This window comes from Emcibacter sp. SYSU 3D8, assembly GCF_039655875.1.
Lineage (GTDB): Bacteria > Pseudomonadota > Alphaproteobacteria > SMXS01 > SMXS01 > RI-34.
In genome coordinates this window covers 1,040,250-1,062,132 of record NZ_JBBYXK010000001.1, presented here as the reverse complement: position 1 = coordinate 1,062,132, position 21,883 = coordinate 1,040,250, and the positions used below count along the sequence as shown (strand labels likewise).

Annotated in this window: 23 protein-coding genes; 8 read left to right on the top strand and 15 right to left on the bottom strand. The window is 64.6% G+C overall.

The features are described from left to right. The first annotated feature begins 196 nt into the window (after positions 1-196). On the top strand, positions 197-607 hold the full coding sequence (locus WJU21_RS05085; protein WP_346322293.1) for a GNAT family N-acetyltransferase: 411 nt from the start codon (positions 197-199) through the stop codon (positions 605-607). A gap of 34 nt (positions 608-641) precedes the next feature. Here the strand turns inward: WJU21_RS05085 and WJU21_RS05080 are convergent, their stop codons facing one another. The 9 genes from WJU21_RS05080 to WJU21_RS05040 all read right to left on the bottom strand — a co-directional run bounded on the left by WJU21_RS05080 (position 642) and on the right by WJU21_RS05040 (position 9,654). Next, positions 642-896, bottom strand: coding sequence for a GlsB/YeaQ/YmgE family stress response membrane protein (locus WJU21_RS05080; RefSeq protein ID WP_346322292.1), 255 nt, complete (start codon positions 894-896; stop codon positions 642-644). Between the two features lie 161 nt (positions 897-1,057). After that, positions 1,058-1,471 carry a nuclear transport factor 2 family protein gene (locus WJU21_RS05075; protein WP_346322291.1) on the bottom strand — a complete coding sequence of 138 codons (414 nt, stop codon included), beginning with the start codon at positions 1,469-1,471 and terminating at the stop codon, positions 1,058-1,060. Positions 1,472-1,494: 23 nt separating this feature from the next. Further along, the gene (locus tag WJU21_RS05070; RefSeq protein WP_346322290.1) at positions 1,495-2,823 is read right to left on the bottom strand and encodes an aromatic ring-hydroxylating dioxygenase subunit alpha; all 1,329 of its coding nucleotides are present in this window, start codon (positions 2,821-2,823) and stop codon (positions 1,495-1,497) included. A 244-nt stretch (positions 2,824-3,067) separates the two neighbouring features. Next, entirely contained in the window at positions 3,068-3,238 is a 171-nt protein-coding gene (locus WJU21_RS05065) for a hypothetical protein (RefSeq protein WP_346322289.1), read from the bottom strand. A gap of 301 nt (positions 3,239-3,539) precedes the next feature. After that, positions 3,540-3,713, bottom strand: coding sequence for a Nif11-like leader peptide family natural product precursor (locus WJU21_RS05060; RefSeq protein ID WP_346322288.1), 174 nt, complete (start codon positions 3,711-3,713; stop codon positions 3,540-3,542). 105 nt (positions 3,714-3,818) lie between these two features. Next, complete coding sequence (locus tag WJU21_RS05055) at positions 3,819-5,198, bottom strand: aromatic ring-hydroxylating dioxygenase subunit alpha (protein ID WP_346322287.1); 1,380 nt, start codon at positions 5,196-5,198, stop codon at positions 3,819-3,821. 116 nt (positions 5,199-5,314) lie between these two features. Further along, a complete protein-coding gene (locus WJU21_RS05050; RefSeq protein ID WP_346322286.1) occupies positions 5,315-6,517 on the bottom strand; it encodes an acyl-CoA dehydrogenase family protein in 1,203 nt (400 codons plus the stop codon). A 69-nt stretch (positions 6,518-6,586) separates the two neighbouring features. Beyond that, the gene (locus WJU21_RS05045; RefSeq protein WP_346322285.1) at positions 6,587-7,762 is read right to left on the bottom strand and encodes an aromatic ring-hydroxylating dioxygenase subunit alpha; all 1,176 of its coding nucleotides are present in this window, start codon (positions 7,760-7,762) and stop codon (positions 6,587-6,589) included. 77 nt (positions 7,763-7,839) lie between these two features. Further along, a complete protein-coding gene (locus WJU21_RS05040; RefSeq protein ID WP_346322284.1) occupies positions 7,840-9,654 on the bottom strand; it encodes an acyclic terpene utilization AtuA family protein in 1,815 nt (604 codons plus the stop codon). A gap of 113 nt (positions 9,655-9,767) precedes the next feature. Here WJU21_RS05040 and WJU21_RS05035 point away from each other — a divergent pair, with 113 nt between their 5' ends. Then, positions 9,768-10,586 carry a ThuA domain-containing protein gene (locus tag WJU21_RS05035; RefSeq protein ID WP_346322283.1) on the top strand — a complete coding sequence of 273 codons (819 nt, stop codon included), beginning with the start codon at positions 9,768-9,770 and terminating at the stop codon, positions 10,584-10,586. A gap of 16 nt (positions 10,587-10,602) precedes the next feature. Here WJU21_RS05035 and WJU21_RS05030 read toward each other — a convergent pair whose 3' ends face one another. From WJU21_RS05030 to leuA, 3 genes are all read right to left on the bottom strand, one after another. Continuing rightward, positions 10,603-10,779: a DUF1508 domain-containing protein gene (locus WJU21_RS05030; protein ID WP_346322282.1), complete on the bottom strand. Its 177-nt coding sequence runs from the start codon at positions 10,777-10,779 to the stop codon at positions 10,603-10,605. A gap of 83 nt (positions 10,780-10,862) precedes the next feature. Next, the gene (locus tag WJU21_RS05025) at positions 10,863-11,288 is read right to left on the bottom strand and encodes a DUF1810 domain-containing protein (RefSeq protein WP_346322281.1); all 426 of its coding nucleotides are present in this window, start codon (positions 11,286-11,288) and stop codon (positions 10,863-10,865) included. A gap of 116 nt (positions 11,289-11,404) precedes the next feature. Beyond that, positions 11,405-13,075, bottom strand: coding sequence for a 2-isopropylmalate synthase (gene leuA, locus WJU21_RS05020; protein ID WP_346322455.1), 1,671 nt, complete (start codon positions 13,073-13,075; stop codon positions 11,405-11,407). 442 nt (positions 13,076-13,517) lie between these two features. Between leuA and WJU21_RS05015 the strand changes: the two genes are divergently transcribed. The 3 genes from WJU21_RS05015 to WJU21_RS05005 all read left to right on the top strand — a co-directional run bounded on the left by WJU21_RS05015 (position 13,518) and on the right by WJU21_RS05005 (position 15,733). Next, positions 13,518-14,783, top strand: a complete 1,266-nt coding sequence (locus WJU21_RS05015) for a DUF2254 domain-containing protein (RefSeq protein WP_346322280.1) — start codon at positions 13,518-13,520, stop codon at positions 14,781-14,783. Positions 14,784-14,856: 73 nt separating this feature from the next. Further along, entirely contained in the window at positions 14,857-15,168 is a 312-nt protein-coding gene (locus tag WJU21_RS05010; protein WP_346322279.1) for a ferritin, read from the top strand. A gap of 109 nt (positions 15,169-15,277) precedes the next feature. Next, positions 15,278-15,733 (top strand): hypothetical protein, encoded by a 456-nt coding sequence (locus WJU21_RS05005; RefSeq protein WP_346322278.1) that lies wholly within the window; start codon positions 15,278-15,280, stop codon positions 15,731-15,733. 26 nt (positions 15,734-15,759) lie between these two features. On the opposite strand, the gene WJU21_RS05000 is transcribed toward WJU21_RS05005, so the two are convergent. From WJU21_RS05000 to WJU21_RS04990, 3 genes are all read right to left on the bottom strand, one after another. Continuing rightward, on the bottom strand, positions 15,760-16,584 hold the full coding sequence (locus WJU21_RS05000; RefSeq protein ID WP_346322277.1) for a peptidoglycan-binding protein: 825 nt from the start codon (positions 16,582-16,584) through the stop codon (positions 15,760-15,762). Positions 16,585-16,664: 80 nt separating this feature from the next. After that, a complete protein-coding gene (locus WJU21_RS04995; RefSeq protein ID WP_346322276.1) occupies positions 16,665-18,545 on the bottom strand; it encodes an ABC-F family ATP-binding cassette domain-containing protein in 1,881 nt (626 codons plus the stop codon). Between the two features lie 57 nt (positions 18,546-18,602). Further along, positions 18,603-19,085, bottom strand: a complete 483-nt coding sequence (locus tag WJU21_RS04990) for a DUF1772 domain-containing protein (protein ID WP_346322275.1) — start codon at positions 19,083-19,085, stop codon at positions 18,603-18,605. A 159-nt stretch (positions 19,086-19,244) separates the two neighbouring features. Here WJU21_RS04990 and WJU21_RS04985 point away from each other — a divergent pair, with 159 nt between their 5' ends. The 3 genes from WJU21_RS04985 (at position 19,245) to mtgA (ending at position 21,881) form a co-directional block, all read left to right on the top strand. Continuing rightward, complete coding sequence (locus WJU21_RS04985) at positions 19,245-19,790, top strand: glutathione peroxidase (RefSeq protein ID WP_346322274.1); 546 nt, start codon at positions 19,245-19,247, stop codon at positions 19,788-19,790. 143 nt (positions 19,791-19,933) lie between these two features. Next, complete coding sequence (locus WJU21_RS04980; protein WP_346322273.1) at positions 19,934-21,115, top strand: epoxide hydrolase family protein; 1,182 nt, start codon at positions 19,934-19,936, stop codon at positions 21,113-21,115. A 106-nt stretch (positions 21,116-21,221) separates the two neighbouring features. Further along, on the top strand, positions 21,222-21,881 hold the full coding sequence (gene mtgA, locus WJU21_RS04975) for a monofunctional biosynthetic peptidoglycan transglycosylase (RefSeq protein WP_346322454.1): 660 nt from the start codon (positions 21,222-21,224) through the stop codon (positions 21,879-21,881). The last annotated feature ends 2 nt before the right edge of the window (positions 21,882-21,883 follow it).

Below are 21,883 nucleotides of genomic sequence, written 5' to 3'. Positions count from 1 at the left end.
GGCAATGCCCTTGCCGGACTTTGGGATTTGCCTGTGGCATGGGATAATCGAGGCTGCTTCGACGGAGAAACCGCATGAGCAGCATCGTGCGCTTCACCGCCGGCGGGTTCCGGACCGCGCTGGCCTGCGTGATGAAGGACTAGCTGTGCCGGCTGTGGCTGAAGTCTCTGGAGGACGGGCGGCGTTGTGCCAGGCAGTGCTTGACGACTTGCCCGAATGGTTCGGCATTCCCGAAGCGAAAGACGCTTATGTGGCGGGCGCCGACACTTTGCCGATGCTGTCGTGCCGCGCCGGCAGCGACATTGCGGGGTTCCTGTCGCTGAAGCCGCAGACGGCGGCAGCAGCCGAGATCTATGTGATGGGCGTCCGGCGCAGTTTCCACCGGCAGGGCATCGGGCGTGCCCTGACGGATGCGGCGGCCCGGTGGGCCGTGGGGCGCGGATTGCGGTTCCTGACCGTGAAGACGCTGGCGGCGGACAATCCCGATCCGCATTACGCCCTGACCCGGCGCTTCTACGAGGCCGTCGGATTTCTGCCGCTGGAGGTGTTTCCGGCGCTGTGGGATGAACGCAATCCGTGCCTGCTGATGGTCCGGCCACTGGACTGATCAGCGGCGGATTCCTGTCGCGAGGTCGTGGCGGTCAGGCGTTCTTGCGCGCGGCAGCGGCCCAGATGGCGCAGAGTATGACCGCGCCGACCAGCGCACCGAGGAAGCCCGCGGTTTCGCCGGGCGCGTACCAGCCCATGTACCGCCCCGCAAAGGTGGCCAGGAAGGCGCCGGCAATACCCAGTATGGTGGTGAGGATGAAGCCCTTTGGCTCGTTGTTTCCCGGGGTGATGAATTTGGCGATCACGCCGACGATAAAGCCGATGATGATGGTCCAGAGTATCGCCATAGCGACCGCCCTCCGTTGCGCAGGCGCCGGTTGCGCCGCGATCCGTTCAGGGTAGCAGAGTGGTCCAATGGACGCTATCGGCTGGCGTCCGGGCTCTGGCGGCTACCGGCGTTGTCCCCTGCGCCGTGGAACGCGATCTCTCTGTCGCTTGCGGCCGTAACTTAGCTGGTGTGTAGCACCTTGAACACACGGCTCTTGAACAGCCACCGGCCGTTCTGCTTCACGAACTGGTCATCGTAGCACCCGGTCACCCGGTAGGTGGCGCCGGTGGAGTCGGTTACCAGTTCGGAGGTGTAGGCCCGCCCGGCGGCGGCGTCGCCGGTCACGGTCACCGCGCCCAGGGACTGGACGTTGATGTTCATCGGGTAGTTCTTCATGGCCTCGACCCAGGTCGAGACGATGGTGGACTTGCCCGACATCATCTCCCAGCCGGGAAAGTCGGGCATCGCCCAAGACGAGTCCTCGGCCCATAGCGCGGCCCAGTCCTCCGCGTTGTTGCGGGTGACCGCGTCGCCATAGGCGGCGACGAGTTCGCCGATCGCCAGCCGGTCCTCGGCAGGTCCGTCAAATGACATGATTTTCTCCGGCCGCAGGAGCCCTAGCGGCGCCCTTCGATGTAGTCGTTCAGGACTTCGTGGAAGCGCCGCACCCGGGTTTCCTGACCGCTGAGAAACGCGTCGGTGTAGCCGCGTGAATGGAAACCGTTCTGCTGGCCCACCGCCACGCCCAGATCCTGGATCAGGAACGAGTCCAGCATGTCCGGGATCGGCGTGCCGCTGCCATAGGGGACGAATTCATAATCGGCCTCGCGCAGCGGACGGGTGCCGACGATGGTCGCCACCTCGGTCTCGCCTTCGATCATCGGCACAAGAGCCCAATAGTCGAACGTGCATTTCTCCGGATCGGTCGGGTGCGGCTCGGTGCGGAAGAAGTGCACGCCGTCCGCCGTGCCGGTCATGGTCACGTTGGGAAACAGGGTGTGGTGGAAATAGTCGGTCAACTCGTCGTCGGACCACTCGGCGTAATGGTGATAACCCTTCTGCGGCCCCAGCTTGCGGCGCTGCTCCTGCAGCGCCAGGCGGCCGTCGCGGGCGCGACCGGCGAAGTTCTTCGGATCGAGACCCCACTGCGCGAGCATGGCGTCCCAAGGTTGCTCGACCTCGTTGGGATGGGGCGCGCGCATGGATGGCTGGCCCTGCTCGATCATCCGGTTATGGCCGTTGGGATACATCTCGAAGATGGTGTTCTTGTAGTCCTCGTCCGTGGTGGTCGCCAGCTCCGGATGAACCGTCGGCAGGTGATAGGACTCGTTGAAATTGTCCGACGAGAACTTCCAGTTGGCGTCTACGTCGAAGGTGCGCCACACCACGCGGACCATGTTCTCCAGGTCGCGGTTGCGGAACAGAAACGGGATCGGGTCGAGGAAATCCAGCAGCGGGCGCGGATTCGGGTCCATGTTGTACCAGATGAAGCCGCCCCAGGTGTCGACCGCGACTTCGGACAAATGCAGCTTGCCGCAGGGGTCGCCGCCCTCGAAATCGTCCGGATCCTGCACCTGCTCGAGGGTGCCGTCGATACCCCAGCGCCAGCCATGATACGAGCAGACCAGCTCGCCGCCGCCCAGTGTGCTCCAGGCCAGGCGGTTGCCGCGGTGCTTGCAGGAATTGTAGAAGCCGCGGACCGAGCCGTCGGCCTGGCGGAACACCACCACCGATTCGCGCTTGAAGTTGTGGACCACGTAGTCGCCGGTCTCGGGAATATCGCTCAGGCGGCCGGCGACGTGCCAGACCCGGGTCCACATATGGTCCCATTCCTGCTTCGCGAATTCCGGCGAATAGTAGCGGTCGCCGGTGATCGGGTCGCCGCGCAGCCGGTCGTTGATTGGCAGAGTGCCGGTGTTGATGCCGGCGATTTCGTCTTTCCCCATTTTCCGCTCCTGATGTCCGTCCTGTCCCGTCATTGGACAAACGACCAATAATCTTCCCCGATGGACGCCGTCCTGTCAATCGACGGCGGCGTATATGTCAGTTGTTATAAACCGAGGAGAAGCGAAACGCAAAGCGGCGGGACCGAGGATGCGCGGGTTTCAATCTGGCGCCGGTCACCAGCTGGCGCACGACGCCGCAGACAGGTGCGCGCGAGGCGCGCGATCAATGGCAGGGAGGCGTGGTTCAGTTGGGCTGTTCGCCGGCGCGGCGCAGGCATTGCCGGCACGTCACGCCGACGGCCGTAAGTTCTACGTTGTGCCGGGGCACGAGATAGCCGCAGAGCGTGTAGAACGCGGGAAGCGCCGCGTCGTGGGCTTGCCGCTGCACGCATTGATGAATATCGCGGTCGACCATTGCTGTCAGTTTTCGGTCCTGGACCGCCGTTGACCTGAACGCCGCGCTCGTTGATTGTTGAGTTCTGCGCCGCACCGGGGTCCGGAACGCCGCAATGCAAGTATTGTGCATCTGTTGGTCCTCCTGAAGCGTCGGCAGCGCTGACTATTGCTGTCCGACCGGCAAGATTTACAGATGATTATGCTTGAAGCTTGCTGACAATTTGCTGAACGGCCCACAGGCGGTGTCAGGCGCAGGACCCTTCAAACGAAAACAGCGCCCCGAAAGGCGCTGTCCGATGGATCGCGGTGAGGCGTTCCTGTTACTTCTTCAGGCCGTCGAGCACGGCGCAGACGAAATCGAAGGCGGAGCAGGAGGCACCGGCTTCGGCGCTGACCTTCTCGAAATTCTCCGGACCGGCCGATTTCACCTTCTGGATCAACGCCGGGTCTTCCTTGATGAATCGAATGAACCGGTCTGCATTCTCGACTGACATGTCTCGTTCCCCTGTTTCCCTGAATTCGTGCTGCCCAACCAGCAGGTGTAAATGTTTTAAGGCATTTACGCGGGCTGGCCAAGAGGGCAGTGGGCGAAAGCTCGCCTACCGGTTCAGGTACTTGTCCATGGTCTCGTGGACACGGCGGATGCGCGATTCCTGGTAGCGGGCGAGGGTTTCGGCACCCTTTTCGCTGGCCTGCATGCCCTCGTGCTGCCACGCGAGAATCTGGGTATCCTGGTCGAGCACGTCGCCCATGAACTCGCTGACACCGGGCACTTCCTTGTAGGAATTGGCCTCGGTGATCTTCACCACCTGTGCCGGTTCGGGCTCCTCGCCGGGTCTGGCGGGGCGGAACACCATGACCTCGAGGGTGCAGCGATTGACGTCGTTGCCCAGCGGCCGGACCTGCTGGATCTGCGGCAGGCCGGGGCCGCCATAGATGAACAGGTTGGGGAAGATGTTGTACTTCAGCGAGTCGATAACCTCGGCGTCGGACAGGTGCGACAGGTCGAGATCGTAGTTGTCCTTGAAGGTCTTGCGCATCTCGCGCGCCATGACGATGCGGGCGGTCTCGCCGTCGCCCACCTTTACCCGCTTCTCGGCGGGCACGATCTCCGGATCGCCCAGCAGCGACCGGTCGAGCAGGTCCTGCTCGCTCAGGCCCAGCTTGGATGTGGGGCTGGACACGGCGAGGGCGCACAGGTCGCGGCTGACATGGTCGCCGAAGATATCGTGCTGCATGTTCCAGTCGCCGACCACATGGGTCATCTCGGGATGGACCAGCGGCGTGTGATAGGCCTCCATGAAGGCTTCCTGCGCGGTCTTCCAGTTGCAACTCAGTTCCTTCTGGATGTGCAGGTAGGGATACCAGTTGGTGAAGTCCCAGTTCCTGAAGTGCTCGGGCACGACCTCCAGGTAGTCGAGCAGGGGCACGGCGTTCAGGTCCATGTTGATGAAGATGAAGCCATTCCAGCTCTCGACCAGCGCCTCGGGCAGGCTGTTCTTCTCATAGTCGAGATGCGGGAATTCCCACGCGCAGGGCACTTCCTGCAGCTTGCCTTCAAGGCTCCAGGTCCAGCCGTGATAGGGACACTGGATGCTGGCGGAATAGCCCGACGAGGCTGACGGCTTCAGCTTGGTGCCGCGGTGCAGGCAGGAATTGTGATAGGCCTTCAGCCCGCCGCCGTCCTGGCGGACGATGACGATCGAATAGCGGCCGATGTCGTAGACGTAATAGTCGCCCGGCTCGCGCACATGTTCGTCACGGCAGGCGAACTGCCAGACCTTGCGCCAGATCTTCTGCATCTCGAGCTCGAAGAATTCGGGCGAGATATAGCGATGGAACGGAATGTCGTCGGTGCCCTGCGGCGGGTTCGACCGTTGCAGCAGCACCTCTGCAGGCGGCGTGCTGTCGCCCCGGATGATGTCCTCGTAGGACTTGCCGGGAGTCTTGCTCTCGATCTTGCCAACTTCCACGTTCATTCGCCGTCTCCCCGAACTGCCGAGCGTCGTCTGGTTACCAACAGGATGGTCAGTTTATACCGCAATATAGTTCTTGAGTCACGGAGATGTGCGGCCGCGCCGCCCATGGCGGCCTGCTAAAGGTGCAGCACGGCCTTGGAGATGATCTCGCGCTGGATCTCCTTGGCGCCGCCATAGATCGAGGCGGCGCGCTTGTTGAGGTACTTGCCCATCACCGCCGCGCCGTAGGACGGGCCGGGATAATGGTCGTCATTGACCATGCCCGACGGGCTGGGCGGCGGCAGCGGCGCGGCGTAGTAATCCATCGCCTCGACGGCCAGCTCGCTGATCCGCTGGTTGATCTCGACGCCGGTGGCGCTCAGCACCGAGCCTTCTGGCCCCGGCCGCTGGCCGGCGGCGACCGACGACATGATGCGCCGCTCGGTCATCTCGAGGGCCATGACGCCGATCTCCAGCCTGGACAACTCGGTGGCAAAATACGGGTCCTTGATCAACGGTACCTGACCGCTGACCTGGGCGGCGCACATGCGGCGCAGCTTCTGGATGGCGGCCTTGTACTCGCCCGACGCGCCGCCCGCCCGCTCGAATTCCAGCAGGAACTTGCCGTAGTCCCACCCCTGGCCCTCGTCGCCGACCCGCTGGCTCACGGGAATGCGGACGTCGTCGAAGAACACCTGGTTGACCTCGTGGTCGAGGCCCAGCGTGATGATCGGGTCTACCTTGATGCCCGGCGACTTCATGTCGACCAGGACGAAAGTGATGCCTTGCTGCTTCCTGCCGCTGTTGTCGGTGCGCACCAGGCAGAAGATCCAGTCGGCGACATGGGCGTTGGTGGTCCAGATCTTCGAGCCGTTCAGCACATACTCGTCGCCGTCGCGCACCGCGCGCATGTTCAGCGACGCCAGGTCCGAGCCGGCGCCCGGCTCGGAATAGCCCTGGCACCAGTAATGCTCGCCCGACAGGATCCTGGGCAGGAAGTAGTCCTTCTGCTCCTGGGTGCCGTAGGTGAAGATCACCGGGCCCACATAGCGCAGGCTCATCGGAATGAGGCGGGGCGCGCCGGCCTGGGCACATTCCTGCAGGAAGATATATTGCTGGGTCGGGCTCCACCCGGTGCCGCCATATTCCTTGGGCCAGAAATAGCCGATCCAGCCCTTGCGGTAGAGCCGGCGGTGCCATTCCATCACGACCTCCTTGTCCACCCAGACGGTCGTGGTCTTGGCGGTGGCGTCGCGGATGTCCTGGGTCAACTGCTCGTCGAGGAACGCGCGCACTTCCTGCTGGAAGGCTTTCAGGTCGTCATCGAATTCCAGGTCCATGGAAGTATACCCCGGTATAGTTTGATCGCGGACGTTACCGCCGATCGGTCCGGCGGTGCAAGCGGAACCCTAAAGCTCGGGCGGACGCTCGTTGGGATTGCCGTTGATGTAGTAGTCCACCCAGCGATGGAAGTACTGGTTGCCGCGTTCGTTGCGTCCGAACACCACATTCTCGAACGGCTGGGCGTTGAGGCTCTTCTGGATGCGCTCGCCGAGCACATAATCCTCGCCATAGGTCACGTCGTACAGGAACTGGGCGGTCGCCAGCAGCGAGGCCTCTTCCTCGGCATCCTTCGGCGGGCGCGGATGGACGTAATAGAGGATGGTGCGGTTCTTGTCCGGCGTCGGCCCGGGGATGATCTGCGCGATCTGACCGAGGCCCAGGCCCAGATACATGGAGATGTTGGGAAACAGGGTGCGCACGAAGGTAAAGCCCTGCTCCTCGAACTTGTGCAGGTCGTCCCGGCCGGCGTCATCCATGACCGCGATATTGGTGGTGCCGTAGGCGACCCGCATATGCGGCCCGAAGGCATGGAACTCCATCAGGTTGTTGAGGGTCACCTTCAGGATGGTTTCCTTGTGCAGGGTCGAGAAATGATAGCCCTCGAGATAGCCGTCGAATGCGATCTTCCAGTTGGCGCCGGTCATCTCCTTGGCAATCAGGAAGTGCCAGTTCTCGAAACCGTGCGGGGCCACGTCCTCGGTCATCCCGCCCAGCCAGTCGTCCAGATCCATGTCGATGCCGGGCTTCAGGATGGCGAAGATCATGCCGGCGCGCTCGTCGCAGGACAGCTCGGTCAGGCCGAAATCGTCCTTGTCGATCTGACCGAACTTGTGCGGCTCGGACACGGCGAACAGCGAGCCGTCGTTGCGGAACGTCCAGCCGTGATAGGGGCAGACGAACCGGTTGGCGTGACCGAGACCATGGACGGCGATCGGCGCGCCGCGGTGGCGGCAGGCATTGATGAAGGCGCGCGGCTTGCCGTCCTTGCCACGGGCGATCAGCAGCGGGATGCCCACCATCTCGAACGCCTTGTAGTCGCCGGGCTTGGGCATCTCGCAGGTCAGCGCCACCATCACGGGCAGCTGCTTGAAGATCAACTCCACCTCGCGCGCCCAGCGACGGGGATCGCTGTAGGAGATGACCGGCACCTCCATGATGCCCTCGGCCTGATCGGTGGTGTCGTTCCGGTGATGCGCGACGATGCGCTCGGCGATGGCGTTGTATTCTTCCGCGCGGTCCATGGTGTTCCCCGTATGGCTAGACGGCTCTGCCCATCCTAACGGATTGCCGGACTGGCGGCTATGGCGGCCACCGGCGTCTAGGCCGCCAGCTTGATGCCCTTGGCCAGGGCGACGGGGATGGGGATGGAGATTTCCAGCAATTGCTGGGCCTTGCCCTTGGCGAGCTGGTCGAGGCGAAGGGTCGCCATGCCGCCGCCGCCCAGCGCCTCGTGGCACAGGAAATTAAGGGCGTTCATGCCGGGGACGTCGAAGCGCTCGACCCTCGGATTGGCGGCGCCCCTGAACTCGTGGGCGAACCAGTCCTTCACGACATTCTCGGTCAGCGCGGCGCGGATAAATGGCAGGAATTCGGGGCGGCGGGCGATGATGCCGACGTTGAACTTGTCGCCCTTGTCGCCGGACCGGCCCCAGGCGATGTCGACCAGCCTGACCCTGACCGCGTCCTGCCCCAGGGGCGGCGCCTCGGCGACGGACGGGCGCTCGATGGCGGCGGGATCGAAGCCGCCCGCGGTGGTGATAGAAACCGGCTCGGTCTTGCCGCCCAGGTCGATGGCCACCTTGACCCGGTCCTTCGGCAGGGCGAACGAGAACAGGCGCACCACCTTGTTCACATCCGGCCTTCCGCCATGCCAGCCGGTATTGCCCACCATCATGGAGGTCATCGGCGCGGTGATCTCGCGGGCGAACAGGGCGCAGGCATGCTTGTCGGCGTGCTCGATGGAAATCTTGGAAATCACCTCGCGGGCGCCGCGCATGCGGGTGTGGGCGCCATAGGTGCTCTCCGCGCCCAGGGTCTCGATGTTGACGGCGCGGAACGGCCCCATATTGCGCTCGCGCAGCATCTCCTCCATGCGCTCGATCAGCGCCGCCGCCTGCCGCTCGGCCTTGGCGGCGGCGTTCATGCCCAGGATCGGCAGGATGCCGATGCAGCGGTAGCCGTCCTCGAAGGTGGCGCAGACCTTGAACGTGCCGGTGGGCGCACGGCCCCTGGCGCCGGAGACGCGCACCCGGTCCTTGCCCGCCTGTTCGATCTTCACCTCGGTCCAGTCGCAGGCCACGTCGGGCAGCAGATAGGCCTGCGGGTCGCCGATTTCGTAGAGAGTCTGTTCCGAGATGGTGCCGACCGTGACGAGGCCGCCGGTGCCCGGCGCCTTGGTCATGACGAAGCTGCCGTCGGCCTGGCACTCCGCGATAGGATAGCCGATATGGGCCCAGTCCTCGACCAGTTCCCAGTCGGTGAACAGGCCGCCCGTGGCCTGCGCGCCGCATTCCAGCAGGTGGCCGGCCAGGCTGCCAGCCGACATCATGTCGTAATCCGTGTCGGCCCAGCCGAATTCGTGCATCAGCGGGCCGAGGACCAGCGCCGAATCCACCACGCGGCCGGTGATCACCACGTCGGCGCCGCGCGCCAGCGCCTCGGCGATGGGCCGTCCGCCCAGATAGGCGTTGGCGCTGGCGATGCGGGTGGGTTCGGGGAACGCCTCGCCGGAATACATCTCGGTGATGCCGCTTGCCGCCAGGGCCGGAATCTGGTCGAGGATGTTGTCGCCCTCGACGATGGCGATGTTCAGCGCCACGCCGGCCTCGGCGGCCAATTGTTCCATGCGGGCGCGGCAGGCGCGCGGATTGACGCCGCCGGCATTGGTGATCAGCTTGATTCCCTGGCGCGCGATCTCACGCAGATTGTCCTTCCATACCCAGTCGGTGAAGTCGTGGGCGTAACCGCCGTCGGGATTCTTGGCGTGGGCCTTGGCGAGGAACGACATGGTCATCTCGGCCAGATAATCCAGCACCAGATAGTCCAGTTCGCCGCCTTTGATGAGCTGGGGTGCGGCCACCGAGCTGTCGCCCAGGAACCCGCCCGCCGAACCGATCCGTACAATCCTGCTCATCGTCTTCTCCCGCTCGCCTTCAGCGCGCCGTATTGATAACCTGCGCCCGCGCTGGTTCCATCGGCTGTCTGGCTATCGTATAACCGGCGCGGGGAAAACTGGGGAAGTAAACAATGACCTTGAATGTTCTGCTGGTCACCAAGGGCCATCCGTTCGACTACAACGGCTTCTACGCCATCTTCGACGAGAACCAGGAGCTGAACACGACGGTGGTCGAGCAGCCCGCGGCGCAGATCATCCTGCGGCCGGAATACGTCAAGGATTACGACGCGGTGGTATTCTACGACATGTGGGGCACCGAGCATGACGGCGCCCGCGCGTTCAAGCAGCCGCCTGAGCATTTCATCAAGACCATGGGCGCGCTCCTCGAGAGCGGCAAGGGCATCGTGATGCTCAACCATGCGCTGGTGCAGTGGCCGGGCTGGGACCTGTGGCGCAGCCTGTCGGGTACCTCGTTCATGCTGGAAGAAGGCGAACTCTACGGCGAGACGGTGCCCGGTTCGGGCTATCGCGGCGGCGGCGGCGAGCCGCACCGGAACGGCACCCATTTCCTGTCCGTGGTCGACCCGGCGCATCCGGCGACGAAGAATTTGGGCAAGGGCTTCACGGTAACCGACGAGATCTACATCAAGACATCGGGCTTCGAGAAGAACCCGGACATCGTGCCGCTGCTGCGCAGCGATTACGATTTCTCGCCGGCCAACTTCAATCCGCCGCCGCTTGCGCCCCAGGAACAGCAGGAAAACTGGAACCATCCGCACGGCTCCAACCTGATCGCCTGGGCCAAGCGCAGCGGCAACAGCCCGGTGGTGTGCAGCGAGGCCGGTGACGGTCCGGCCGCCTATTCCAACCCGGCATTTCGCCAGTTTCTCGCCGATTCCATCAAGTGGGTGGCATCGGACGAGGCAAAGGCGTGGGCGCGGAAGAAGTAGGGAGACGCCCTGTCGGCTAGCTGTTGTCCTCGACGGCTGCACCGGGGCCGTTTTTCTTGATCGAGTCGATGGCGTTCTGGGCCGAGGCCTTGGACGAGTAGCCCTCGGTGGAGAACATGGTCTCCGAATTGTATTTGAACTTCACGCGGTACTCGCCCGCCTTGTCCTTCCATATCTCGAACTTGTGCGCCATGGGCCTGCTCCTCGGTCATCGGAAAGGCGCAGCGTACCATGGCACCGCCGGATTATCGGCATCCATCGATCACGACACCGTGATCAGTGGAGCAATTCCAGGGTCCGCGGGTCGGGCTGGCCGCCGTAGAAGGCGCCGAGCGCCGCATCGAACAGCGCGCTGTCCGCGCCGCTCGCGGCTTCGCGGAACAGCGTGAGACAGGAGCGGAGCTTCATGTCGTCGGGCGCACCGAGAATATCGGTCGCCGACCGTCCCGCATGGCGGAGCATGAGTTGCACGCCCTCGCGCAGCCGCGTCCCCAGCACATCATCGGCCAGATAGCGCCGGGCGTGGTCCAGGTCCTTGATGGCGTAAACCTGCGCCCGGTGGCTGAAGCCCAGCCCGGCGATTTGCGGGAACACGAACCACATCCAGTGGGTCCGCTTGCGCCCGGCCGCCAGCTCGGCAGTCACCTGCGGCCAGACGGCGTCCTGTGCTTCGATGAAGTGGCTGAGGTCTGAGGAAGACATGCGTTGAAAATACCATCGTCATGGCGATGCGGCGACGCCGGCTGAGCAACCCGGGCGTTGTTGCCGCCGTACCGGGTTGCCGCGCCACTGTGCGCCCCGCAATGACGAAGGTTCTGCTACCCCAGCATCCGGTTCACCGCGCTGGTCACTGCCAGCAGCGAGGCATCGACGATGTCGGCGCTGACGCCGACGCCCCAGACGGTCTTGCCGTCGGCCTGCTGGGCTTCGATATAGGTGACCGATTTCGCCTCGGCGCCGTGGCCGATGGCGTGCTGGTGATAGTCGAGCACGTTGAAGTCGATGCCGCAGTTCTTCCTGACCGCATCCACATAGGCGGCGATCGGGCCGTTGCCGAAACCCTCGATATCCTGCTTCACGCCGTTGAACACCACTTCGGCATGGATGTCGCGCTGGTCGGGCCGGCCGGAGACGGGCAGGGTGCTGTGGCTGTGATACTCGATGGGTGCGTTGCGGTTGAGGTATTCGCTCTGGAAGGTCTCCCAGATCAGGGCGGGCCCGATCTCCTTGCCAGTCTCGTCGGCGATCCGCTGGATCACCCGCGAGAACTCGACCTGCAGCAGGCGCGGCGTATCGAGCCCGTAATCGCTCTTCAGGATGTAGGCGATGCCGCCCTTGCCCGACTGGCTGTTGATCCGGATGATCGCCTCGTAGGAGCGGCCCAGATCGGCCGGATCGATCGGCAGATAGGGCACCTCCCATACCTTGCTGTTCGAGGCGGCCAGTGCGTCGAAGCCCTTCTTGATGGCGTCCTGGTGGGAACCGGAAAACGCCGTGAACACCAGGTCCCCGGCGTAGGGATGGCGCGGATGCACCGGCAGCTGGTTGCAATATTCAGCGGTCTGGCGCACCTCGTTGATGTGCGAGAAGTCCAGCGACGGATCGACACCCTGGGTGAACATGTTGAGCGCCAGGGTGACGATATCGACATTGCCGGTGCGCTCTCCATTGCCGAACAGCGTGCCCTCGATGCGGTCGGCGCCGGCCATGAAGCCCAGCTCGGCCGCGGCGACGCCGGTGCCCCGGTCGTTATGCGGATGCAGCGACAGGATCATGCTGTCCCGCTTGTGGAAGTTGCGGTGGCACCATTCGATCTGGTCGGCATAGATGTTGGGCGTGGCCATCTCGACGGTCGCGGGCAGGTTGATGATCATCTTGTGCTCGGGCGTGGACTCGAACGTATCGATCACCGCCGCGCAGACGTCGCGGGCGAATTCCAGCTCGGTGCCGGTGAAGCTTTCCGGCGAATATTCGAAGATCCAGTGGGTCTCCGGGTTGGCGTCGGCCAGCTGCTTGACCAGCTTCGCGCCGCGCACGGCGATATCGGTAATGCCGGCCTGGTCCAGTCCGAACACCACCCGCCGCTGCAGGGTCGATGTCGAATTGTAGAGATGGACGATGGCCCGGTGGACGCCCTTGAGCGACTGGAAGGTGCGCTCGATCAGCTCGGGCCGCGCCTGCGTCAGCACCTGGATGGTCACGTCCTCGGGGATCATCTTGTCTTCGATGATCTTGCGCACGAAGTCGAAGTCGGTATCGGAGGCGGCGGGAAAGCCGACCTCGATCTCCTTGAAGCCCAGCTTGACCAGCATGCTGAACATGCGTGCCTTGCGGTCGGCGTCCATGGGCTCGATCAGCGCCTGGTTGCCGTCGCGCAGATCGACCGAGCACCAGATCGGCGGCTTGGTGATGACGGCGGAAGGCCATTGCCGGTCGGTCAGGGGGATCGGCTTGAACTGGGGGTATTTCTGGGTGGCGTCGATGGGCATGTTGGTCACGGTACTGGTTCCTCTGGATGCCGGCGCTCTCGGTGCGCTCTGGCGGAATGGGTCAATGGTTGCGGCGCACGGTGCTGCCGGTGTTTTGGCTCGCGGGCAGGCGCTCTGGCGCCGGTCAGGCCCGCGAACCGCCCATAAGTCGCAGAGCGCGCCCAACCGCCGCGCCGTTTTCGATACTGTGTCTGTGGATTTGAACCGTCACTGTCCTGCTTCCGATCGCGTGTTCGTCTTTTGGCCATAAGGCAGGCCTCGCCCCGTCCTAGAGGGACAGGCCGGTAAGTCGAAGCGACAGCGATTCAGCGGTACGGATCATGAGGACATAACTATCCATGCGCGTGCTCTTGTCAAGTCTGCCGAACGAAACCGAGCTATGCTGCGGGGCGTTACTTGGATCAGGGCGCATTGCGCGCGGCGCATCCGGGGGTAGGGCTTGATGAATTCCAAATGGCAATTTCTTCTCTGGCGCATTACGCGCCAGACTTGGTTTCGCAGCACGCTTTATTGTGTCCTCGGCGCGGTGACCGCCATCGCCGCCCTGATCGTTGGCCCGTTCGTTCCCACGGACTACGCCGACCGGATCGGCGCCGGATCCGTCGATACCATTCTGACCATCCTGGCGTCGAGCATGCTGGCCGTCGCGACCTTCTCGCTGACCACCATGGTCTCGGCCTACAATGCCGCCTCGAACAGCACCACGCCCCGCGCGGCCACGCTGCTGATCGAGGACAGCACCTCGCACAACGCGCTGGCGACGTTCATCGGCGCCTTTCTGTTCAGCGTCGTCGGCATCGTGCTGCTCAGCACCAGGGTCTATGGTGGCGGCGGGCGTCTGGTGCTGCTTGCGGCCACCATTGCCGTCATCGTCATCGTCGTCGCCACCTTGCTCGGCTGGATCAACAAGCTTTCCCGGCTAGGCCGTGTCGGCGAGACCATTGACGAGGTCGAGAAAGTGGCCCAGGCGGCGCTTGTCGACCTGGCGCGCGCGCCATGGATGGGGGGATGCGCCCTCGACGGCCTGCCGGAGGGCGCGGCGCCGGTTCACGTGGACCGGGTTGCCTATGTCCAGCATGTGGATCTCGGCCGGTTGCAGGAAATTGCCGAGTCGCATGACCTGCAGATTCACGCGCCCGCACGCCCCGGCACCTTCGTCGAACCCGAGCGGGCACTGATGTACGTCTCGGGCAAGCCGGACGAGTCGGCGGCGGACTCGCTCAAGGGCGCTTTCACGCTGGCGGGTGAGCGCACCTTTGTTCAGGACCCGCGCTTTTGCCTGATCGCGCTTTCCGAGATCGCATCCCGCGCCCTGTCGCCGGGAGTCAACGACCCGGGAACCGCCATTGACGTGGTGGGGACGCTGGTCCGCCTGCTGGTGCGGTTCGACCGGGAAGCCAGCGAGTCACAGGCCAGCCCGGCATATGACCGTATCCATGTAGAGCCGCTGTCCATGGACGATCTTATCCTTGACGGGTTCCGCCCCATTGCCCGTGACGGCGCCGGGAATATCGAAGTATCCATCAGGTTGCGCAAGGCGCTCCTCAGTCTGGCTGCCTGCCAAACCCCCGACCTGGCCAAGGCGGCGGCGCGCATGGCCGACGATGCGCTCGCCAGGGCGGCGGCGGGCCTCGTCATGGAGCAGGACGTGGCCGATCTGCGGGCGGTTCAGCGCATTTCGACGCGATTTGACCGATCGCGGTATTGATGGGTCGCCTTCCCGCGCCAAGCCGATATCATGGTGCTTCGCCACTACGTTCTAACAAGCCAGGAGCACACCTATGTCGAGCGAAGACCTTCATGCCCCGCGCGAGCGCCTCACCAAGGAAACCATTTCCATGCATCAGGCGATCACGTCGCTGATGGAGGAACTGGAAGCGGTTGACTGGTACCGGCAACGGGCGGACGACTGCGATGACGCGGAACTGAAGGACATCCTGCTCCACAACATGCGCGAGGAAATGGAGCACGCGGCCATGGTGCTCGAGTGGATTCGCCGCAACAATCCGGACTTCGCCAAGCAGCTCCAGAGCAACATGTTCAAGGACGGCCGCATTGCCGGCGATCATGACGATCACGACGAGGAAGGCTGATCGCGGTCCATGCCGCTACGGCGTGCCGATGGGCTGGCGGATTTGACACAAGGTCTCGGAACCGGCTGCCGGACATGGCGCGGGGAAACGCCAGCATGAGCGCTATGCCATGACTCCCGAGGACATGCGGCAGCACGTTGCCGCCATCTGCCGGGACGAAAACATCAGGGTGCTGCCCCATTCGCGCGGCGGACGGGCGTCCAGGACCCACAGGATCATCGCCATCAGGCCGGTGAAGAGCGCCATTACCTATGCGGTGGCGCTGCACGAGCTTGGCCACGTACTGGGGCCGTGGCAGTCGCAGCCGCGGCTCTATGCCGAGGCCGGTGCGTGGAAATGGGCGAGGGAGGTGGCCGGCATCTGGACGCCGACCATGGACGTGAAGATGTCCCGCTCGCTGCACAGTTATGTGCTGTGGGCCGAGCGCCGAGCGCCGAGGGTCAAGTTGCCCGAGGACGACCACGAATTCTGGATATTGCTCGGCACGCCGCCCGAGCCCAGGAAACGGGCGCCGGCCAAGCGCCGGAGGCGGATAGGCGTGCTGCGGATGATCTTCGGACGCTAGGCGCCGGTGCCGGCTGGCGCCGGCGGTCAGCCCAGCCCCAGCGCCTTGAGCAGCGCCTTGTCGACCACGCCCGGCGGCAATCCCTGGTCGATCCTGAACCGGGTGATGGCGGCGCGTGTATTGGGGCCGATGTCGCCATCCGCGGCGCCGACTTCCGGGTAACCCAGGTCGCGGAGCCGACGCTGGATGTCGATCACATCCGGTGCGTCGGGCTGGTCGCTGACGGGAATGGGTGTGCCAAGCGTGCGGCGGACCTTGTTCAGCCATGCTTCCCGGTCCTCCTGGCCGTTCAGTCCGCCGTTGATCCGGCGGGTCACGTTGCCGAAATTGCCGGTGTCGCAGATGTCATTCAGGCCTTTCCAGCGCCAGAAGCCGCAGGCCACGGTCAAGGCGTGCTCGGGCGCGAAGGCGTTATCGGGCGCGGCCTCGAGATCGAGGCCGGCGCGCTGTCCAACCTGCTGGTAGCCGTCACGGCCGGTGATCTGGATGTAGCCGCGGCCGCGATAGCGCCAGCCGTCGCCTGAGTCGCGGCCCCGATTGCCCATGCGCTCGCCATAGACGGTGTTGGCAAGCAATTCCGGATTGCCGGCGCATTGGCCGGCTGACGCGAGGGTCGGGAACCGGCTGGGCCAGACCTCGCACAGCCGCTTGGCGCGATAGTTGAGATTCTCCTGCATGATCGTAAGCCCGCCCGATTCGTGGCCGATCTGAGCGAGGAAGTAGTGCAGGCGCGTGTCGTTGCCGGTGATGCCGAACCGGCCGAGTACATCCTCGGCTTGCGCGGCGAAGGCGGCCAGATGCTCGGCTGGCGCGCGCGGATACAGCGCGCGAATAATGTCGATGGAAAGCATGTCCCCTCCAAACCCCCGGCGCCCATTCCAGGACACCAGTTTACCTGAAGTGGGGCGGCGAGTCCCGGTGCGGGGAGGCGTCAGGCGCTGAGCGCGGCGTCGAGCTGTTCCTGCGCGGCCATCCACGCGGTCTCCTCGGCGGCCAGTTCGGCCTTGATGTCATTGACCAGGCGGCTGAGCCGCTCGATCCGGGCCTTGTCGCCGGCGGCGTAGATCTTGGGGTCGGCCAGGTTGACCTCGGCCTTGGCCAGGTCGGCTTCCAGCTTGGCGATGCGTGCCTCGTGGTCGCGGACCTTGTTGCGCAACGGTGTCGCGTTCTGCCGCTGGGATTTCGAGACCACCGGCCCGGCGGACGGCTTGTCGTTGCCCTTGCGGCCGGAGCCCGGTTCTTTCTTGGGGCCGCGCTGAGAAAGCAGCAGGCGCTTGTAGTCCTCCATGTCGCCGTCGAACGGCGCGACCTTGCCACCCTGGACCAGCCAGAGCTGGTCGGCGACCGTCTCGACCAGATGCGGATCATGGCTGATCAGGATGACCGCACCCGGATAATCGTTGAGCGCGTGAACGAGCACTTCGCGGCTTTCGATGTCCAGATGGTTGGTGGGCTCATCGAGAATCATGATGTGCGGTGCGTCGAGCGCGGCCAATGCCATCAGCAGCCGGGCCTTCTGGCCGCCGGACAGCTTCTCGACCGGATTGAGCACGATATCGGCCCCGATGCCCGCCGCGCCGAGCCGCCCGCGCAGCTGGCTCTGGCCTTCGTTGGGCAGCTTGCGCATGAGGTGCTGCAACGAGTTCTCGCCCTCGACCAGTTCGTCGAGCTGGTGCTGGGCGAAAAAGCCGATGCGCAGCTTGGACGACTTGGTCAGCTTGCCGGCCATCAGCGGCAGCCGCCCGGCCAGCAGCTTGGCGAAGGTGGATTTGCCTTCGCCGTTGGCGCCCAGCAGGGCGATGCGGTCATCCTGGTCGAGGCGCAGGTTCAGATTCTTCAGCACGGGCAGGCCGTCATAGCCGACGACCGCGTTCTCGAACGTCACGAGCGGCGGCGCCAACTCGTCGGGCGCCGGGAAATGGAACGGCGCGACGGCGTTTTCGGACACCGCCAGGATCGGCTTCATACGCTCGAGCATCTTGACCCGCGACTGGGCCTGACGCGCCTTCGAGGCCTTGGCCTTGAAGCGGTCGACGAAACTCTGGATGTGGGCACGCTGGGCGTCCTGCTTGCGCTTCATGGACAGCTGCTGTTCCAGCTTCATCCGGCGTTCGCTGTCGAACTGGTCGTAGGTGCCGGTGTAGTAGGTCAGCTTCTGGCCGGTGAGGTGCAGGATGCCGTCCACCGACCGGTTCAGCAACTCCCGGTCATGGGAGATGATCAGCGCCGTGTGCGGATATTTCGCGATGAAGCTTTCCAGCCAGACCGTGCCTTCGAGATCGAGATAATTGGTCGGCTCGTCGAGCAGCAGCAGGTCGGGCTGCGAGAACAGCACCGCACCCAGCGCGACGCGCATGCGCCAGCCGCCGGAGAATTCGTGGCATGGCCGCTGTTGCGTCTCGGCGTCGAAACCCAGGCCCGACAGGATCTGTCCGGCGCGGCTCTCTGCCGTATAGGCGTCGATGTCGGCCAGCCGGATCTGGATTTCGGCGATGCGGTTCGGCTCGGTCGCGGTCTCGGCTTCCTGCAGCAGTTCGTGGCGCTCCACGTCGGCCATCATCACGGTCTCGAGTAGGCTGTGCTCGGTGGCCGGTGCTTCCTGGGCGACGCCGCCGATGCGGAAGTTGCGCGGCACCTCGATCTCGCCGTCGTCCAGCGACAGCTCGCTGCGGATCAGCCGGAACAAGGTGGTCTTGCCCGTGCCGTTGCGGCCGACCATGCCGACCTTGTGCCCCGTCGGGATCACCGCCGAGGCATTGTCGAACAGGCGGTTGCCCACCATGGTGAAGGTTATGTTCCGGATCGCCAGCATGGCGCGAACAAGTGGCGGTTCGGGCCGCAGATGTCAACGGCCGGGTCTCCATAAGACCTATGCGCGTGGCGCTTGGCGCGTGTCGGCAAGGACCGACAGGAACAGCGCGGCCGCCGCCAGCAGCTTGGCTATGGCGACAGTGGTGTGGCCGAACTCCCATTGCTGGCGAACCGGATCGACGGCGACGGCGCCCACATACGTGCTCCAGTCCGCCATGACCGCGTTCATCGGCGATACCTGCGCGAACCACAGCCCGAGGCCGATGGCCAGCATGATGGCGGCGGTGAGGGAGAACGCGAAAGCGGGACGGCGGGCGCGGACCAGCACGGCAAGGATCGCGCAGGCCCCAATGGCGCTGACATCGATGACGGCGCCGATGCGGCCGAACATGTCGTAGAGACCGTGGAAGGTGGTGACATCAGCCCAGAAAGTGGCTGGCCAACGGAGCCGGACCGGCATTTCGAGCACGTGGGCGAAGGACATGCCCAGACTCAGGCTGGTCAGCAGCAGGCTCAGGAATCTCCACCAATAGATCAGCATTGCGCACCTTGCGGTTCAACGCCTTGCCCCGGTCCGGGTTCCGCCGGTCTGTGCGGAGGGAGTATCCGGTCGGCATATTGACCCGCAGGCGATGGCATGAGTTGCCAGCGGCACGCCCGTTCCCCTAAGCTTGCGGCTCCATCAGGATAGGGGAGCGACATGAGCATCTACGACATTCCGGTTCGCCGGATCGACGGCAAGGAAGCCTCGCTGAAGGACTACAAGGGTGACGTGCTGCTGGTTGTCAATGTGGCGTCGAAATGCGGCCTGACGCCGCAATACGAGGCGCTGGAGAAGACCTTTCAATCCTACCGTGACAAGGGCTTCAAGGTGCTGGGTTTCCCGGCCAACAATTTCGCCGGCCAGGAGCCGGGCTCCGACGCCGAAATCCAGGATTTCTGCTCGACCACGTTCGACGTGGATTTCCCCATGTTCTCGAAGATCAGCGTCCAGGGCGCCGACCGTCACCCGCTCTACAAGGAGCTGATCGCCGAGCATCCCGGCCGCACAAACAAGCCCGACAGCCAACTCAAGAAAATCCTCGACGAGCGCGGCCTTGCCTCGAAGAACGAGACCGACGTCATGTGGAACTTCGAGAAGTTCCTCGTCAGCCGCGACGGCAAGGTGGTCGGCCGCTTCGCGCCGGACATCGCGCCGGACGATCCGGCGATCACCGGCGCGATCGAGAGGGAACTGTCGGCCTAGGGCCGACAGCACCCTTCATCCGGCACCACGCGCCATCGTCTCGCCGGGCGGGGAAGGGACTAACCGATCAGATGGCCCCCTCTCCTCGCCGGGAAGAGGGTAGGGTGAGGGGGCCTTTCCGCGTACCGACGGAAAGGTCGCCCATGCATATCGAATCCTTCGCCGTCGCCATGCCCGACGAGGCCATCGACGACGTGAAGCGCCGCCTGAAGGCCACGCGTTTCCCGGACGACTTCGCCAACGATGACTGGAAATACGGCACGCCGACCGCGTATCTGAAGACGCTGGTCGAGTACTGGATCGACGGCTACGACTGGCGCGCCGCCGAGCGGGAGATGAATAAATTCTCCCACTTCCGGACCGAGATCGACGGCGTCCCGGTCCACTTCATCCACTACAAGAGCCGCAGGAAGCACGCGATCCCGATCATCGTCAGTCACGGCTGGCCATGGTGCTTCTGGGACATGCGGCACGTCATCAAGCCGCTGGCCGAGGGCAAGCCGGCATTCGACGTCATCGTGCCGTCGCTTCCCGGCTTCGGCTTCTCGACGCCGCTCAGGGTGCCCGGCATCAACTGGTGGCGCACCGCCGACCTGTGGCACAAGCTGATGACCGAGGGTCTCGGCTACAAGAAGTATGCTGCGAGCGGCGGCGACTGGGGCGCACTGGTCACCAGCCAGCTCGGCCACAAATACGCCGCCAGCCTCCACGGCATCCACCTGATGCATGCCATCCCGCTGACCCTGTTCAACCACGAGCGGCCCTGGGACATCACCGGCGGCGCGCTGGTGCCGCCGTCGGTCACCGGCGAGCTGCGCGAGGCGGTCCATGCCCGCCAGCGGCGCATCGCCAGCCATGTGGCGGTCCAGGTGCTCGATCCCATGACACTGGCCAATGGCCTCAACGATTCGCCGGCCGGGCTGCTGTCCTGGCTGGTCGAGCGCCGGCGCGCGTGGGGCGACACCCATGGCGACGTGGAATCGCGGTTCCCGAAAGAGCATCTGATCACCACCACCATGCTCTACTGGCTGACCGGCAGTTTCCACACCTCGGCCCGCTACTATGCCGAGGCGGCGCACAATCCGTGGACGCCGTCGCACGACCGGATGCCGGCCGTCGAGGCGCCCACCGCCGTCACCTTCCTCGGCGGCGAGAAGGATCCGGCAGTGACGGATCCGGTGGCCGCCTTCAAGGGCAGCGAGCGGGCGAAGGTCTACAACCTCCGGCAGGTCACGGCACATCCGACCGGCGGCCATTTCGGCCATTACGAGGAGCCGGAAGCGGTCGTCGCCGCGATCCGCGCCATGTTCGGCGCATCGCGCTAGTGAGGCTGCGCCATTGGCCTTATGCTGACGGCGAAACGCCCGCCGTCAGGAGGATTCAGCCATAGCGAAAAGGGCCAAACGCGGCATCGGCCGCCGAATCCTGCGCCTGCTCGGGATGCTGGTGATCTTCGCGCTGCTGGCGCCGCCGGCGATCCTGCTGGCCTACCGCTTCGTGCCGCCGCCGTTCACGCCGCTGATGCTGATCCGGCTGACCGAAGGCTACGGCATCGACAAGGACTGGACCTCGCTCGACCGCATCTCGCCCGATCTCCAGCGCGCCGTGATGGCGTCCGAGGACGCCAAGTTCTGCACCCATGACGGCTTCGACTGGGAAGCGCTCGAGGAAAACATCGACAAGCTCCAGCAGGGGCGGCGCTCACGGGGCGCCAGCACCATTTCCATGCAGACGTCGAAGAACCTGTTCCTCTGGCCGAACCGGTCGTTCATCCGCAAGGGCATCGAGGCGTATCTGACGGTCTGGCTGGAGCTGCTGGTGCCGAAGCAGCGCATCCTCGAGCTGTATCTGAACATCGCCGAGTGGGGCAAGGGCGTCTACGGCGCCGAGGCGGCAGCCCGGCACCATTTCGGCGTCCCGGCGGCAAAGCTGAGCCCGCGCCAGGCGGCGCTGCTGGCGGTGACCCTGCCCAGCCCGTTGCGCTATAACCCGGGCAAGCCCGGCCCCTATCTGTCGTCGCGCGCCGGGGTCATCCAGGGCCGCATGTACGCGGTGCCCTACACCAAAAATGGCGTCTGCAAGGAGCATTGAAG

Coding starts and splice junctions, on each gene's coding strand:
- WJU21_RS05080 (WP_346322292.1), bottom strand. CDS start 896: ATGGCGATACTCTGGACCATCATCATCGGCTTTATCGTCGGCGTGATC.
- WJU21_RS05075 (WP_346322291.1), bottom strand. CDS start 1,471: ATGTCATTTGACGGACCTGCCGAGGACCGGCTGGCGATCGGCGAACTC.
- WJU21_RS05070 (WP_346322290.1), bottom strand. CDS start 2,823: ATGGGGAAAGACGAAATCGCCGGCATCAACACCGGCACTCTGCCAATC.
- WJU21_RS05065 (WP_346322289.1), bottom strand. CDS start 3,238: ATGGTCGACCGCGATATTCATCAATGCGTGCAGCGGCAAGCCCACGAC.
- WJU21_RS05060 (WP_346322288.1), bottom strand. CDS start 3,713: ATGTCAGTCGAGAATGCAGACCGGTTCATTCGATTCATCAAGGAAGAC.
- WJU21_RS05055 (WP_346322287.1), bottom strand. CDS start 5,198: ATGAACGTGGAAGTTGGCAAGATCGAGAGCAAGACTCCCGGCAAGTCC.
- WJU21_RS05050 (WP_346322286.1), bottom strand. CDS start 6,517: ATGGACCTGGAATTCGATGACGACCTGAAAGCCTTCCAGCAGGAAGTG.
- WJU21_RS05045 (WP_346322285.1), bottom strand. CDS start 7,762: ATGGACCGCGCGGAAGAATACAACGCCATCGCCGAGCGCATCGTCGCG.
- WJU21_RS05040 (WP_346322284.1), bottom strand. CDS start 9,654: ATGAGCAGGATTGTACGGATCGGTTCGGCGGGCGGGTTCCTGGGCGAC.
- WJU21_RS05035 (WP_346322283.1), top strand. CDS start 9,768: ATGACCTTGAATGTTCTGCTGGTCACCAAGGGCCATCCGTTCGACTAC.
- WJU21_RS05030 (WP_346322282.1), bottom strand. CDS start 10,779: ATGGCGCACAAGTTCGAGATATGGAAGGACAAGGCGGGCGAGTACCGC.
- WJU21_RS05025 (WP_346322281.1), bottom strand. CDS start 11,288: ATGTCTTCCTCAGACCTCAGCCACTTCATCGAAGCACAGGACGCCGTC.
- leuA (WP_346322455.1), bottom strand. CDS start 13,075: ATGCCCATCGACGCCACCCAGAAATACCCCCAGTTCAAGCCGATCCCC.
- WJU21_RS05015 (WP_346322280.1), top strand. CDS start 13,518: ATGAATTCCAAATGGCAATTTCTTCTCTGGCGCATTACGCGCCAGACT.
- WJU21_RS05010 (WP_346322279.1), top strand. CDS start 14,857: ATGTCGAGCGAAGACCTTCATGCCCCGCGCGAGCGCCTCACCAAGGAA.
- WJU21_RS05005 (WP_346322278.1), top strand. CDS start 15,278: ATGACTCCCGAGGACATGCGGCAGCACGTTGCCGCCATCTGCCGGGAC.
- WJU21_RS05000 (WP_346322277.1), bottom strand. CDS start 16,584: ATGCTTTCCATCGACATTATTCGCGCGCTGTATCCGCGCGCGCCAGCC.
- WJU21_RS04995 (WP_346322276.1), bottom strand. CDS start 18,545: ATGCTGGCGATCCGGAACATAACCTTCACCATGGTGGGCAACCGCCTG.
- WJU21_RS04990 (WP_346322275.1), bottom strand. CDS start 19,085: ATGCTGATCTATTGGTGGAGATTCCTGAGCCTGCTGCTGACCAGCCTG.
- WJU21_RS04985 (WP_346322274.1), top strand. CDS start 19,245: ATGAGCATCTACGACATTCCGGTTCGCCGGATCGACGGCAAGGAAGCC.
- WJU21_RS04980 (WP_346322273.1), top strand. CDS start 19,934: ATGCATATCGAATCCTTCGCCGTCGCCATGCCCGACGAGGCCATCGAC.